We start from the raw sequence: 13,820 nt of genomic DNA on the forward strand, positions 1-13,820 counted from the left end.
CATGCATTTTCTCGCAGCTTTCCTTTGATTTAGTACATTGGGAAAATGCCGGAAACCAGGCACGTCGCTCTGCTCGTCGAGACCTCCAACGCGTACGCCAGAGGCCTGCTGGTGGGCATCAAGAAGTACCTCGTCACCCATCCCGGATGGTCGATCTACCTGGGCGAGCACAGCCGCCAGGAGAGTGACCTGTCGTGGCTCGACGGCTGGCAGGGCGACGGGGTGATCGCCCGGATCGAGAACGCCGAGACCGCCCGCCAGGTGCGCCGCCTCGGGGTGCCCACAGTCGACCTGAGCGCCGCCTATCTGGCGCCCGAGTTGTCCTGCGTGGAGACCGACGACGACGTGATCGCCCGGCTCGCCGTCGAGCACTTCGCCGTGCGGGGGCTCAGGAACGTCGCCTACTGCGGCGACGCCCGGTTCGGCTGGTCGGTGAAACGCGGCACCGGGTTCGTCGCGCACGCCGCCCGGCACGACCTGGCCGTGGACGAGTTCCGGATGGAACACACCCGCCACCTGGCCGCCGAACGTGAGGCGATGGCCGACTGGCTGCTCGGGCTGCCCAAGCCGGTGGGCGTGCTGGCCTGCTACGACATCGCCGGGCAGGAGATCCTGGAGGCCTGCAAGATCGCCAATCTGGCGGTGCCGGACACCGTCGCCGTGCTGGGCGTCGACAACGACGAGCTGATCTGCAACCTGACCACGCCGCCGCTGTCGAGCATCCAGCCCGACACCACCCACACCGGTTTCCTGGCCGCCTCGCTGCTCGACCAGATGATGTCCGGCCAGGCTCTCGCGCCGAAGCTGCACCTGATCGAGCCGCTCCGGGTGGTCACCCGGCAGTCGAGCGACATCCTGGCCGTGGACGACCCGATCGTGGCCTGCGCGCTCCAGCTCATCCGGGACCGCGTCGACGACGGCCTGCCGGTGGAGGCCGTGCAGCGCCACGTGGGGCTCTCGCGGCGCTCGCTCGACTACCGGTTCACGCAGGTGCTGGGCCGTACCGTTCACGAGGAGATCACCCGGGTCCGCATGGAGCGCCTCGCCGACCTGCTGATCCAGACCGACTGGTCGTTGCCGCAACTCGCCGGGCGGATGAACTTCAGCCACTCCGAGTACATGGGAGTGGCCTTCAAGAAGTTCACCGGCAAGTCGCCGGGCGAGTACCGCCGGGCGCATCGCTCGCGTTAACCCTTCACTCCACCGCTGGCCAGGCCCGCGATGAACTTGCGCTGCATGAACAGGAACAGCAGCACCGCGGGCAGCGTCATGATGACCGCCGCCGCGTTGACCAGCCCGAATAGCTGGGTGTGCCCCTGGCTGTACTGGAGCAGCGCGGTGGCCATCGGCAACTTCTCCGGCGTGGTCACGAAGATGACCGCGAAGAGCAGTTCCGAGTACGCCCCCAGGCCCGCCACCAGCCCCACGGTCAGCAGTCCCGGTCTGGCCAGGGGCAGGATGACGCGCCAGGCGATCTGCCACTCGTTGGCGCCGTCGATCCTGGCCGCCTCGTCGAGTTCTCTGGGGATGCCGACCAGGAACGTGCGCAACAGCAGCACCGAGAACGGCGTGTTCAGCGCCACGTAGATGATGATCAGGCCGAACAGGCTGTCGATCAGGGACAGGTTCGACCACAGGAAGAACAGCGGCACGATGAACATCTGCACCGGCAGCGAGATCACCACGAACAGGTAGTTCTCCATGCCCCGCTTGAACGGCAGGTCGAGCCGTGCCATCGAGTAGGCCGCCGCGCCCGCGAACACGCAGGTGCCGATCACGGTGCCGCCCACCAGGATGACGCTGTTCCACATGCCCCGGCCGATGCTGCCCCGCGTCCAGGCCTCGGTGTAGTTGTCGAACTCCAGGCCCGAGGGCAGGCCCAGCGGGTTCTGGCCGAGTTCCAGGTCCGACTTGAACGAGTTGAACACCAGGATCAGCAGGGGCAGCCCGGCGAACAGCGTCAGCAGGATCAGCACGAAGTAGGAGATGGGGGTCCGCCGGACCCCGCCCGACGTCCTGGAGGTCACCGCGAGTCCTCGTTTCTGCGGATGAAGTGGAAGATCACCAGGAGGACGCCGCCGAGCAGCGAGATCGCCAGCGCCATGAACGAGGCGTAGCCGGGCTCGAGCGCGGTGAACGCGGTCCGGTTGACCAGCAGCGACACCAGGTCACTGGATCCGGCCGGGCCGCCGCCGGTGAGGGCGAAGGAGTAGTCGAAGGCGAGCAGCGAACCGAGCGAGATGATCATGATGGCGAACATCAGGGTCGCCCGGATGCCGGGCAGCGTGATGTGCCAGAACTCGCGGAGCGGACCGGCCCCGTCGATCCGGGCCGCCTCGAACAACGACGGGTCGACACCCTGCATGGCGGCCAGGAACAGCACCACCAGGAAGCCCCAGAAGTGCCAGTTGTCGACGAACGCGACGCTGTAGAGCGACAGGTTCGAGTCGCCGAAGAAGTAGACGTCGTTGAGCCAGGTGATGCCCATCCTGTCGAGCTGCGCGGCGATCCCGGTGGCCGGGTCGAGCAGGCTCTTCCAGATCTGCGCGTTGACGACGCTGGCGATCACGTACGGGATGAAGAAGACCACCCGGAACAGGGAGGCGCCGCGGCGGACGCGCGACAACATGAACGCCCCGACCAGGCCCATGGCCATCGGCACGGTCAGGAACAGCACCAGCCAGATGAAGTTGTGGCCGAGGGCGTTCCAGAAGGCCGGGTCCTCGATCAGCCGTCTGGCGTTCTCCAGGCCGGTGAAGTTGGGGGCGGAGAAGCCGTTCCAGTCGGTCCAGGCGTAGTAGAGGCCGCTCACCGCCGGACCGGCGATGACCAGCAGGTTGATCGCCAGCGCCGGGAGGACGAAGGCGACGGCGATCAGCCGCCGCCTGCGCAGCCGGCGGCGGCCCTCGTCCGGGAGGATCGTCGTGGTCACCCTCGACCACCCGCGCCGGTCTCGAACGCCGGCGGCGCCGGCTTGGCCGCGACGTCGGCCTTGGACTCCTCGTCGACGCCCGCGCCGAACGCCTCGGGGCGGGCGGCCGGTCCCACGGCGCCCCTGGGCGCCGTGGCCGGCCGTGCTTTCCGGGGGGACCGATGGATCATCGCCGGCTCCCTTTTCCTTGCGGCATTTCTGCCATGTTGCGCTATATGCACCTTTGCTCCCGTTTAGTACGGGAAAGACACGCAAATGGTTACGGTGCCGTATCAACAGCGTGTCCTTTGCTGGAGCAACGTACGAAGCCCGCGCCCGCAGGGCCATGCAATATCCCGCTGGCATCCTTCGATTTCTTACACGCGCGTTTCGTCGGAGGACCAGATGGCTCGCCCATGTGGACGGGGGTGCTCGGCCCGCTCACCCTCACGGCCGACGGGACCGGTCCGGAGGCCTTGGCACGCCGGGTGAAGGCCCGGGGGGGGATTACACCCCGTGACCGCAGTGGATCAGTGTTCCGGTCGGTGGGACGCGGTCATGGGCGGTCATCCCCGCGAAAGGGCTTGAGCTCTCCAAGGGGACGCTCGGCGTCGAAGCGCGTCCGCTCGTGGGAGGGGAAGCGCATCTGGTCAGGATCAAGAAGGCCGACCAGCTCGATCAGTTGATGCTGGAGCCTGATCAGCGGTTCGGTCGCACCGTCGAGATCGTGTGCGGTCGTGTCGACCTGGTCGAGAAGGGGCTGCATCCACTGCTGGAACTCCCCGCCCTCCAGGACCTTGCGGGTGAACTCGGCATAGCCACGGCACCAGCGTTGTCCGGGTTCGCTGTCATCGGCGATCATCAGTTCGCCGATGGCTCGCTGGTCGGCTCGAAAAAGCATGAAGCCTGTTCCGCCGACACGAACCGAGCTGAGCGTGCGGCTGATGTTCGCCAAGCAGAGCATCACCTTGTGGTTGCTACCGCTTTTGCCCAGATCCAGGAACTGGATGTCGCGCCGGAAGATCTCAGCCCATCCAAGATATTCGGCGAAGAGAAATGCCGTACTGAAGCGGACGTACGTCGCCTCCCGTTCGCTTCCCTCAAGCAAGAACGCCTGTATGAAGCCACGTCTCGTGCCCTCGCGGGTGACCTGATGGCCGTAGAGAATGTTGTAGATCCGGCTCTGAAGATCAAAGGCCGCCCACAGCAGGGAGTCGCGGTATCGGCCCATGTAGTCCTGTTGTTCGACGTTCTTCAGCCGGGCCTGCCACCAGTAGCCGATGCCTGCCGTGGTGATCGCCCCCAACACGGCTATAACCGCAGATATCACCGCAACCATGCGCCATCAGCCTCCGTACCGCCGGAACCGGGACGTCCTTCGGACAGTCGACGCCACGTTCGCAGCATTCCTTCGATGTGGCGAGTTCGGCCACATCGGAGAAATGCTCACCTTGGACGCCATCACCACGATCATTTCTATCGAGGGGGTTCTCGCCGGGGCGGCCAATCCCAACATGACGCGGGTCTACGCCACGGCGTTGCGTGCTCTGATCGAGAAGTTCGGTTCCCGCACCCCGTGACTGTGTTCGAGGGGGAACCTCACCGGTCTTGCTGTCGCGCCAGATCGCCGCGGCCATCGCGAGGATGCGCTGGGCGACGCGGACGGCGACGCCCTCGAAGGTCCGCCCACCATGTTGTTCCAGGTCAAGCTGGCTTTTTGAGGGTGTCGTCGATCTTCACGTGGAGTGCGGTCACAAGGGTGTCCAGGTCGGTCGTCACAAACTGATCTTCGACACCCTCGTCTTGTTCGGTGGCCGGTTTTGCGATGTCCGGGGGGACGCGGCAGGTCGGGCCGGGGTGGGCTTCAGGCGCACCACCGAAGCGTCCGCTTCACGGGCGGGCCGCAAGCGGCCAACCCGGCGCAGCCGACCATCAGCCGCGCCGCTACTTCGGAACGTCTCGTCTAAGGAATCAAAGCGGCCAGGCAAAACCAGGCGCGCGCCCACGCCGCTGCCCAGTAAGAGCCGAAGGATGCGAGAGCTGATCGAGTGAGGTCACTCTCCCGGACCGTCGGCGTCGCTGCCCGGCGGCGGCCATTCGTCCCCCCAGGAGATGTCGCGCGCCTCCCGGTAGGTGTCGCCCTGGCGCTTGGAGACGATCTCGTCGGCCAGTCCGTTCTCGCCGGTGCACAGCCGCATCGACACCAGTCCCTTGCGCTTGAGCGGATGACGTAGGACCCGGTTGGCCGCCTGGGACCACGGCCGAGGCGAGGCCGCGACGTAGGAGAACTTCTCGTCCTCGAAGCTCAGCGTGCCGACTTTGATCTGCCGGTGCAGCGCGCTCCGGTTCAGCCGGACCGAGAAGTGGCACCAGTCCCGGCCTCGGGGGATGGGGCACGCGCGATCGTGGGGGCACGGCGCCACCACCGACAGGCCCTGGTCGATCAGCACGTCACGGGCGGCAACGATTCGGGCGTACCCGGCCGGCGTGCCCGGCTCGATCAGCACGACCATGGCCGCCTCCGCCGCCAGAGACCGGACGACGCTTTCCTGCGCGGCGGGAGACAGCTCGTTGAGAACGTAGGACATGGTGACCAGATCGGCGGGCGGTTTGGTCACGGCCGTGCGAACAACGGCCTGCTCCCAAAGGGCGTTCCGCACCGCATCCGACTCGGCCCGCCTGGCCAGCTGTTTTCCGAGGGCTATGGCTTTGGGCGCCTGTTCCAGCACGGTGAGGTTCGTCAGCGACGGCCAGATCTCGGTGGCCGCCCATATCGCGGTCCCGGTGCCGCCGCCGACGTCCACCTGCGTGCGGGGGGCGAATCCCGGCGCCAGGTTCGCGATATGTCGCAGCGCCGTGAAGACGGCCGCGAAGGTCGCCGGCATGCGGTAGCCGGCGTAAGCCGCCACGTCGACGTCGGAGCCGAGTACGGTGTCGGAGGGGTCGAAGCCCTCCCGGTACTGCTGTATCAGGTTCTGCACAGAGCGCGTCATGTCCGCCGGAGAGAAGCCGCCGAGAGCGCCGTCCAGTGCGTCGCTGAGATCTTTGGGCAAGCTGGCCATGCCGGTCATGATTCCCGCTGGGGATCCGTCTGTCGAAACGACATCCTCAACGTCGGGTCGACGATCACCGGGCGGGCGGACTGCTCTGCGGTGTCAGGGGCGGACCGGTCCGTCGCGTGCGCGCCCAGATGACGGCGGTGATCGCAACAAGCAGGACGCAGGGCATGAGGAACACGGCCGACCCGGTCCCCGCCGAGCGATCGGAGCCCGCGAGGGGGTCGGCGTGCGTGACGATCATCAGAAGGTACGCGAGCGCGTTGTTGGCCGCGTGGATGACGATCGACGTCTCCAGACCGCCCGTCCGCCACGTGATCAGGCCGAAGGTGACGCCGAGGGTGAGGTAGTAGACGTTCAGCCACGGGTCGGTGGACAGGTGGATGGCCGCGAACAGGATGCTCGACACGGCCAGGCCGAGGACCAGCGCCGTCCGGGGCCCGCGGCCCCAGCTCGCGGCCACCCGGAACGCCAGTCCGCGGTAGCCGTACTCCTCGCCCGCCGACTGCAGGGGCGCCAGCAGGAGCGTGATGACGAACAGGGCGACCAGGTCGGAGAATCGCCACGACCCTTCCGTGTACGGCGCGAGGAGGAAGAAGGCGGTCATGTAGAGCACCCAGATCGGCACGAGCGTCAGCACCGCACGACCGAACACGGCGGGCCGGAACGCCGACAGCACGGAATGCAGCGACGCCCCCTTCACCCCGTACAGCCGGCGCTGGACGAACATGCTCCACGGGATCATCAGCGCGATCGAGATGAGGTTCGCGGCGTGGAAGATCGGCGTGAACTCCGTGCCGCCCGCGATCGGGTTGACCCTGCCCAGCGACTGGTCGATGGCGGAGCCGAGGGCGGTGAGGACACCGCCGAAGCCGAACAGCCCGACAAGGAGCAGCACGAGCGCCAAAACGCCGCGTCCGACACGGCGCTTCTCACCGGCCAGCACGAGGTGGTAGGGAACATCCGGCGGGATCGGTCGCGTACCGTGGCGGTGCGGTGACGTACCGTGGGGGACGATCGGCGCGGTGCCGGGCGGAAGGGAGCCAGGGCCGGATATGGGGGAGTTCGAGTACATGCCTCCACCATTCTCCGAGACTCGTCGCGGCAGCAGTGCCGCCGTTCATGAGTTCGTATGCGATCTGCCCGGCATGGGCATGACATTTGCCATACGGGCAGGGGGCCGGGCGGTCTGGTGCGAGCCCCGGCGGCGGCACTCCAGCGGCCGCTCAGGAAAGCACGAGCCTCGGCGCGGCCCGGGATGGCGAGCTCAACGGTTCCGTCGCGCGTCCGGTAGCCGTTCCTCGTGGACACGGCCCCGATGGATTCAGACGCCGATGCGGCGTCGCCCAACGTCGCCTAGATCCAGCCGCGCCTGGCGGCGATGCGCGTGGCCTCGTGCCGGTTCGCGGCGCCGAGCTTCGCGATGGCGGCCGCGAGGTAGTTGCGTACGGTCCCGCGGGAGAGCGAGACGCGTTGCGCGATCTCGTCGACGGGCGCGCCGTCGCGCGCGAAGGCGAGAACATCGGTCTCGCGCGGAGTGAGCGGGGAGTCGCCCGCGCCGATCGCCTCGGCCGCGAGCTCGGGGTCGACGTACCGGCCGCCACTCGCGACCTTTCGTACGACGTGTGCGAGGGTGCGAGAGGAGACGGTCTTCGGCAGGAAGCCGCGCACGCCCGCGGCGAGTGCCGACTTCAGATAGCCGGGCCGACCGTGCGAGGTCACGATGACGCATCGGCAGTCCGGCAGCTCGGTCGCGAGCCGCCGGGCCACTTCGATGCCGTCGGGCTCGGGCATCTGCAGGTCGAGCAGGGCCACGTCGGGACGGAGTCCGAGGGCCGTCGCGATCGCCTCGTCGCCCGACGCCGCCTGCCCGACGACCTCGAAGTCGTCATTGAGGTCGAGCAGTCCGGCGATGGCGTCGCGGATGAGATGTTCGTCGTCGGCGACGAGGATGCGGATCATACGCTGCCTTTCTCCGGGAGCGGGATCGTGGCCTTGAGCAGGAACCGGTCTCCGTCGCGGCGCGTTGTGACGTGCCCTCCGAGCGCTCGGATCCTCTCGGACATCGCACGCAGTCCCGTGCCGGAGCCGGGGGACGCCTCCGCGGATCCGCCGGCCGCGTCGGTCTCCACGGAGTCGGCGGGATCGGCGGGGTCGGCCCCGTCGTTCGCGATCGTGAGGAGAACCTCCCCGTCCTCGTTCGCCGTCGCGAGCGTGACCTGCGTCGCCGCCGAGTGGCGCAGCACGTTCGTGACGCCCTCGCGGACGACCCACGCGAGCGCCTCGGCGCACTCCTCGGGCACGGGGTCGCCGGTCACCGTGCAGCGGATGCCGGCGGAGTCGAGCAGCGAACGCGCGCCCGACACCTCTCCGTCCCAGGTCGCGCGGAGCTCGCCGCGCACGACGCGACGGACCTCGCTTCCCGCCGCCTCGGCGAGCCGCCGGACGCCGGTGATCTCGTCGGCGGCCTGTTCGTCGCTGCCGCGGCGAATGAGTTCCGACGCGAGTTCGCTCTTGACCGCGATCGTCGCGAGGGTGCGGCCGAACACGTCGTGGAGGTCGCGCGAGATGCGCAGGCGCTCGTTCGCGAGCGCGAGGGCGGCGCGATCCTCGTGCGCCCTCTGCAGCTCGCGCAGGACCCGCAGCATCCACGCGCTCGACCAGCAGGCCCACAGGATGACGCTGATCACCGCCGCCCCGACAATGAGGAGCGGGATGTCCGCGACGGCCGCGAGCGGGACGGCCAGGACGAGAATCGCCACGTTGAGGTGAAGCGTCCGCCGCGCGTCGAGCGCGGGCACGAAGCTCGCGGCGACCGATCCGATCGCCGCCGCGACCGTCATGCCCATCGCGGGGACCGGAGTCGTGAGGGCCGCGGCGACGAGCGCCACGAGGGCGAGCCCCCAGGCGATGACACCGCCGACCGCGAGCCGCCGGGGTCTGCCGCCGAGGACATCGAAACTCCACCGGCTGACGAGGATGTTCCCGGTGACGAGGACGAGCGTGACGGCCACGAAGAACACGGTGAGAGGCGTCCCGATGAGCCGGTCGGCGCTTGTCACTCCGGCGGGGAGGGTGACGATCGGGGTCGAAACGGCGCCGTATGTGGACCAGCGCACGTAGATCTCGAAGCGACGTGCGCTGACCGCCGACCAATCACCCATGAATCTCACTCTGCCGTCAGTGATCTAGGCGGATCACTTCTATCCGAGGGGGTGAGGGCCGGTCCCGTCCGACGCGTGCGCAGCCACGATACCACCGTGATTGTGATGAGGAAGACGCGGGGAATCGGCATGATCATCGGCCCGGCACCCGCTCGCCGGCCGGGAGGCCCGCCGGTGGCCACCGGCAGGCCCGGGGGCGGTGCTCGACGGGTGGAGAAGCATCTTGACACCGGTGCGAACCTGTACCCGGCTCTCGCGTCGCGATAGCCAAGCGGCAGCCCGGTGTGGTCGTGAGCGTCATGGCGATCACACCGGGTGCCGGATGGAGCCCTTGGAGGTCCTCACAAAAACGATCCCCCGTGTGTCCGCCGGGCAGCCGACCCGGGCCTGCCGCTTTCCCCGGTGCTGATCGCCGCGGTGAGTGGTCAGTCGCGGGCGTGCGCGTCGAGGATGTGCGCGACGGCCTCGGTCACCTGCTCGGCGAATTGCGAGGACTTCTCACAAGCGAGACGTCACTAATTCGAACCCGGTAAGGCCGCCTGGCTCGACCTCCACCAGCGCGGCGGCGATCGTGGTGGCCGCCTTGAAATTCGTGGAGTCGACGACCCGGACGGACCCGCCCGAAAAACGCTCCGGCTGCTGCGCGAGCATCCTGTGCTTGAACGTACGGGGCACGTCGCCCGTGGGGCTGACGATCCGGTCGGAGTCCAGGGGAGGGGGAACCTGCCCCTGGAAGATGTACTTCTCCTTCTCCGGCATGTGCGCCATCTGCTCCGGTGTCCAGTCGAAGTTCTTCGCCAGCACGCTTTTTGGGGTGTGGGCGAAGAAGTCGCTGATCATGAAGGTGGAGTTCTCCGAGAACGCGCCGTCGTCGAAGACGAGCAGGAACTCCACCCCTTCCTCCAGCGCCTGGATGTAGTGCGGCACGCCTTTGGGGAAGAACCACAGATCGCCCTTCTCCACGTCTTCGAGGAAGTTGCGGCCTTCCTGGTCGACGGCGCCGATCCGGCAGCCGCCCTCCAGCACATAGCCCCACTCGGCCTCCTTGTGCCAGTGCAGCTCGCGGTAGGCGCCAGGGTTGAGTTTCATGTCGACACCGGCGAGCGTGGTGGCGATCGGCAGCTCGCGCTGGGTGATCTCACGGGTCCAGCCGCCCTCCTCTATCCGGGTGTGGGCCATGCCGAAGGAAAACTTCATGTTCGGGATGGTGCCGCGGTCGGTTTCCGGCGGAGTGAGCATGTCGGGGTTCTGCAGGTCCAGGTCGATGTTCCGCGGGCCTGTGTCGATGCCACCTTTGCCGTTGCGTTGCGGCTGTGGAATCCTCGACTGCGTGGATTCGGTCATATGAGATCATCCTTTCGGATCATATTGTGATCACTGCTTCGGTGAAATAAGGAGAAGGGAGTGAATCAATTTCCTTCCCCCTGTGGCCGCCACGGCGAGGAGAATCGCGACGCATGTGAGCATCAGTGTCAGGGTGAGCCGGGCAGATGTGCCGGAAAACGCGCAGCCGACGGCCAGGAGAGCGAAGGCGAAAAACCTGACCCGTATCCTGGACAGGGAAATAGGAATAACCATTTCATACGGGGGCCGGTCGGTGTCGGCCCCGGTGTCGTCGCGCATCGCAAAGGCCCTCATTCGCATGTCGGAACAGCAGGAGGATCGGCGGTGAACAGCCGAGGAGGGCGACCACCGCTGCGGCGGGCGGCCTCTGTCGTTGTGCCGCGTCCCTGCACCGGGACCGAGCGCAGGTAGACCGCGTGCGGCATGACCGTGGCGCCGACGACCGGTGAGATCGGTGGCGACTTTCCCGGGATCCACGTATGCGATCGCCACCACGAGGGCCGGCCAGGCATGGGGCACGCGAGGGGCCCACTTCCCTCCCGGGCTCGCGGTGGTGGCCTCGCGGAGATGCGAGGCCACGTTGTCGAGGTGCTCGGTGGGGATGATCCACGGCGATGCGCGCTTCACCCGTCAGCCCGCTCGAACCCGCCGGTTTGCTCCGAACAATCACCGAGCTTCCTTTAATCGTCATGTAGGTGGAATTTTCCTACTTGCGTCGCCAGAATGGGAATACGCGATCAGGAATACCCCGCGAAGAGATCTGCAAAACGGTGCTGCTCCATGAAAAAGGCAGGTAGACGGCATTTTAATAAAAATGCCGATTAGCCCCTTCGAGGTAGTTTTATTTTATTTTTTCCCGCAAATCTGCACGAGCAGCGCCAGGCGGTAACGCCCCGCTCGCCCTGGTCGTCTGGCCATCCAGGTGTGCACGCCGGACAGCAGCAGGTACGCGGCCATCCTCCCGGCGAACGCCCTTCGAAGGTTTTTGACGGCCTCGGCGCCGGTTCCGGGGCCGAGGCCATGATCTACAACGAACGAAGGTTTCCCGAGGGGCAGCGCGCCGCGCCCAGGGCACGTTTGATCTCCTCGGCGGGGTAGGGCGTTGCCCGATCGACACCGAACAGGTCCCAGTAGAAGTCGTTCATGGCCGCCGCCACGGGCGCGTACCGGCGGATCATCGCTGCGGCAGCCGGTGGAGCACCGACGGGGTCCGCGCCGGCCGCGCACGCGCGGATGTAGTCGTTGCGTTGTGCCGGCCCGCCCTCTTGCGGGACCGCCGCTCCGCAGACGCTGGTGACGAGCCAGTTGACCAGCCGCATCAGCGCGTATCCGATGTCGTGGGTCCGGTTGTGCTCCAGGAACTCGATCTCCTGTGTGGACAGGTCGAACCGAGAGGAGGTCGCCAGTCCGAGGTCGGCGATGTACAGGCGTTCACCATCGGTGAGGATGTTGCCGAAGTGGCCGTCGAAGTGCATCAACTCCTGGCCGTTCATGAAGGCCACGTCGGTGAGCAGGCACGACTCGACCATGGCGCTCGCCGCTGTCGCAGCGTCCTGGCCGGCGGTGAGCCGAGCGGCGAGCCAGTCGTCGAGGTTGTAGGGGATGAACTCCTGAAACAGCACGATGCCGGCCGAGGCGCGGGCAAGGGCGTGGAGACGATCACGTACCGCTGGTGATCCATCCCAGTACCGCACGACCGCCTCGACGTCGGCGTGCTCATCGCCGGGTGGCGGCGCTCCCGGCAGCACCCGCCAGTGGTACAGCAGCGGAAAGGCCGCACTGCGCCCGGCCAGAACCCAGTTCGTCGTCATGACGTTGGCCGCGAGTTCACGCCATGCACCGAAGCCCGGCCCGCCGACCTCGACAAGTCCGTACTGGCAGAACGCAGGAACCCCGAACAGGTTCGCCGTGGACATCACGTTGCCCGCGCGGCGCTCCAGGTCGGTCAGGGGGATTCGCTTGGCGAAGACCGGCACGCCGTCGACGGCCAACAGTACCGAGGTGCCACCGATCCCCGAGCCCAGGATCTGCGCCTGCTCCAGCGACTCGGCGAGTTGCCGGTCGCTGCGCAACGCCAGCGCGCTCGCCACATCGCTGTATCTGCTGACACGCCCAGTTTGGGACATGTCCAATGCGTTCGGCAGCTTCAACACCCGACATCCTTCATGATCGAATTGTCTGGTGAGACGCTACACCTACACTCGCGCGCTGACCGATCGGCCCGTCACGGATCAGAGCGCGCCTATCACCGCGATGTCCGTGTCTCCGCCTGCCCGGAGCCCATGTGCCGAATGTCCTGTATCTCCAGATTGAGCCTGTCTATATTCGGCGGTCATCGAAGCGTTTCGCCGTTAGTGCCGGGGTATGACGCCTCTTGCGAAGGCTGAGCACCGCGTGAGGGGAAGGGATCACGACTGGCCCGTTGCCTGGGCCGCGGGTATCCGTTCGCGCCGGTAGGCGTGCGAGTTCGTACAGATCGAAAATGCGGCGTCGACGATAGCGACCGCCGCGTCGCGACCCTTCGAGGTGCGACGGTGACGAACAGGGTCACATGCCGACCGCTCGTTCTCAGAGGTGTGTGCGGGGCCCGGGACGCGGACCGTACGACAGCCGATCCGGCCCATCAGGCAACCGGGAACGGGCGGTTGACCGCCTGAAGATCATTCAACGGGGGGAGCGAGACCATGAACCACAACCTGGCAACGTCCGCGACCCAGCACAGGCCGAACGGCGCCGAGTGGATCGGCGGGGAGCCGTCGGTGCTCGTGTTCGACGTCAACGAGACGCTGACGAACTCCCCGTCCAACCCGCACGGCGAGAGCCCGCTGGAGCACGCCGGCCTCGCGCACTTCTTCGAGCGGCGGTTCACCATCGAGACCGTCCGCGCCTACAAACCCGCCCAGCAGGTCTACCACCTGGTCGCCCAGGAACTGGACGTGCCGCCGTCCACCTGCTTCATGGTCGCCGCCCACGTCTGGGACACGGTGGGAGCCCAAAGCGCCGGCTACACCGCGGGTCTGGTCACCCGGCCGGGCAACGCGCCGCTGCCGGTGGCCTCCCTGCCGCAGCCCAACCTCGTCGCGCCCGACCTGCCGGCCCTGGCCGGGCAACTGATCCAGCGGTGGCGCTCATAAGCCGCACGACGGCACCGATGCGGCCACCGGTGAAGATCACACGGATCCGCGCCCGATCCGCGGCCGATCACCAGGGTGCGTCGTCCGGCGCCGGTGAGCGCGCCGATGCCCCCCGCGGCGGCTCGCGCCGGAGTCCAGTACCCCGGCCGGGGAACCACCTTCACCCCGCACCTGCCCGCAGATCGGGATCGAGCCGCGCGGGCTCCCCCGG

General features: G+C 67.3%; 14 protein-coding genes and 1 pseudogene. 3 read left to right on the forward strand and 12 right to left on the reverse strand.

The features are described from left to right. The first annotated feature begins 45 nt into the window (after positions 1–45). A complete protein-coding gene (locus OG587_RS29175) occupies positions 46–1,191 on the forward strand; it encodes an AraC family transcriptional regulator (RefSeq protein WP_329080756.1) in 1,146 nt (381 codons plus the stop codon). Here the strand turns inward: OG587_RS29175 and OG587_RS29180 are convergent. From OG587_RS29180 to OG587_RS29195, 4 genes are all read right to left on the reverse strand, one after another. Next, positions 1,188–2,027, reverse strand: coding sequence for a carbohydrate ABC transporter permease (locus OG587_RS29180; protein ID WP_329080758.1), 840 nt, complete (start codon positions 2,025–2,027; stop codon positions 1,188–1,190). The two genes, OG587_RS29175 and OG587_RS29180, sit on opposite strands and share 4 nt — an antisense overlap. After that, on the reverse strand, positions 2,024–2,932 hold the full coding sequence (locus OG587_RS29185; protein WP_329080759.1) for a carbohydrate ABC transporter permease: 909 nt from the start codon (positions 2,930–2,932) through the stop codon (positions 2,024–2,026). The genes OG587_RS29180 and OG587_RS29185 overlap by 4 nt, the downstream gene beginning before the upstream one ends. Beyond that, on the reverse strand, positions 2,929–3,102 hold the full coding sequence (locus OG587_RS29190) for a hypothetical protein (protein ID WP_329080761.1): 174 nt from the start codon (positions 3,100–3,102) through the stop codon (positions 2,929–2,931). Before OG587_RS29190 ends, OG587_RS29185 begins: the two co-directional genes overlap by 4 nt. Before the next feature lie 365 nt (positions 3,103–3,467). Continuing rightward, entirely contained in the window at positions 3,468–4,220 is a 753-nt protein-coding gene (locus OG587_RS29195; protein ID WP_329080762.1) for a hypothetical protein, read from the reverse strand. Positions 4,221–4,353: 133 nt separating this feature from the next. Here OG587_RS29195 and OG587_RS29200 point away from each other — a divergent pair, with 133 nt between their 5' ends. Beyond that, the gene (locus OG587_RS29200) at positions 4,354–4,491 is read left to right on the forward strand and encodes a hypothetical protein (protein ID WP_329080763.1); all 138 of its coding nucleotides are present in this window, start codon (positions 4,354–4,356) and stop codon (positions 4,489–4,491) included. A 3-nt stretch (positions 4,492–4,494) separates the two neighbouring features. On the opposite strand, the pseudogene OG587_RS29205 reads toward OG587_RS29200, so the two are convergent. The 8 genes and pseudogenes from OG587_RS29205 to OG587_RS29240 form a co-directional block, all read right to left on the reverse strand. Further along, a pseudogene (locus OG587_RS29205) lies at positions 4,495–4,629 on the reverse strand (IS982 family transposase); the annotation flags it as partial. A gap of 336 nt (positions 4,630–4,965) precedes the next feature. Further along, positions 4,966–5,973: a small ribosomal subunit Rsm22 family protein gene (locus tag OG587_RS29210; protein WP_329080764.1), complete on the reverse strand. Its 1,008-nt coding sequence runs from the start codon at positions 5,971–5,973 to the stop codon at positions 4,966–4,968. Between the two features lie 64 nt (positions 5,974–6,037). Next, positions 6,038–7,042 (reverse strand): CPBP family intramembrane glutamic endopeptidase, encoded by a 1,005-nt coding sequence (locus tag OG587_RS29215; RefSeq protein WP_329080766.1) that lies wholly within the window; start codon positions 7,040–7,042, stop codon positions 6,038–6,040. A gap of 281 nt (positions 7,043–7,323) precedes the next feature. Further along, positions 7,324–7,929: a response regulator transcription factor gene (locus OG587_RS29220; RefSeq protein ID WP_329080767.1), complete on the reverse strand. Its 606-nt coding sequence runs from the start codon at positions 7,927–7,929 to the stop codon at positions 7,324–7,326. Further along, positions 7,926–9,131, reverse strand: a complete 1,206-nt coding sequence (locus OG587_RS29225; RefSeq protein ID WP_329080769.1) for a sensor histidine kinase — start codon at positions 9,129–9,131, stop codon at positions 7,926–7,928. Before OG587_RS29225 ends, OG587_RS29220 begins: the two co-directional genes overlap by 4 nt. Before the next feature lie 498 nt (positions 9,132–9,629). Next, positions 9,630–10,475, reverse strand: a complete 846-nt coding sequence (locus tag OG587_RS29230; protein ID WP_329080771.1) for a cupin domain-containing protein — start codon at positions 10,473–10,475, stop codon at positions 9,630–9,632. Positions 10,476–10,505: 30 nt separating this feature from the next. Continuing rightward, positions 10,506–10,754: a hypothetical protein gene (locus OG587_RS29235; RefSeq protein WP_329080772.1), complete on the reverse strand. Its 249-nt coding sequence runs from the start codon at positions 10,752–10,754 to the stop codon at positions 10,506–10,508. A gap of 746 nt (positions 10,755–11,500) precedes the next feature. Beyond that, positions 11,501–12,628 (reverse strand): serine/threonine protein phosphatase, encoded by a 1,128-nt coding sequence (locus tag OG587_RS29240; protein WP_329080773.1) that lies wholly within the window; start codon positions 12,626–12,628, stop codon positions 11,501–11,503. Between the two features lie 531 nt (positions 12,629–13,159). Here OG587_RS29240 and OG587_RS29245 point away from each other — a divergent pair. Further along, positions 13,160–13,609 (forward strand): HAD-IA family hydrolase, encoded by a 450-nt coding sequence (locus OG587_RS29245; protein WP_329080774.1) that lies wholly within the window; start codon positions 13,160–13,162, stop codon positions 13,607–13,609. The last annotated feature ends 211 nt before the right edge of the window (positions 13,610–13,820 follow it).

The sequence above is a fragment of the Streptosporangium sp. NBC_01469 genome, assembly GCF_036227305.1.
Classification (GTDB): Bacteria; Actinomycetota; Actinomycetes; order Streptosporangiales; family Streptosporangiaceae; genus Streptosporangium.

Coding starts and splice junctions, on each gene's coding strand:
- OG587_RS29175 (WP_329080756.1), top strand. CDS start 46: ATGCCGGAAACCAGGCACGTCGCTCTGCTCGTCGAGACCTCCAACGCG.
- OG587_RS29190 (WP_329080761.1), bottom strand. CDS start 3,102: ATGATCCATCGGTCCCCCCGGAAAGCACGGCCGGCCACGGCGCCCAGG.
- OG587_RS29200 (WP_329080763.1), top strand. CDS start 4,354: ATGCTCACCTTGGACGCCATCACCACGATCATTTCTATCGAGGGGGTT.
- OG587_RS29210 (WP_329080764.1), bottom strand. CDS start 5,973: ATGGCCAGCTTGCCCAAAGATCTCAGCGACGCACTGGACGGCGCTCTC.
- OG587_RS29215 (WP_329080766.1), bottom strand. CDS start 7,042: ATGTACTCGAACTCCCCCATATCCGGCCCTGGCTCCCTTCCGCCCGGC.
- OG587_RS29220 (WP_329080767.1), bottom strand. CDS start 7,929: ATGATCCGCATCCTCGTCGCCGACGACGAACATCTCATCCGCGACGCC.
- OG587_RS29225 (WP_329080769.1), bottom strand. CDS start 9,131: ATGGGTGATTGGTCGGCGGTCAGCGCACGTCGCTTCGAGATCTACGTG.
- OG587_RS29230 (WP_329080771.1), bottom strand. CDS start 10,475: ATGACCGAATCCACGCAGTCGAGGATTCCACAGCCGCAACGCAACGGC.
- OG587_RS29235 (WP_329080772.1), bottom strand. CDS start 10,754: ATGCGCGACGACACCGGGGCCGACACCGACCGGCCCCCGTATGAAATG.
- OG587_RS29245 (WP_329080774.1), top strand. CDS start 13,160: ATGAACCACAACCTGGCAACGTCCGCGACCCAGCACAGGCCGAACGGC.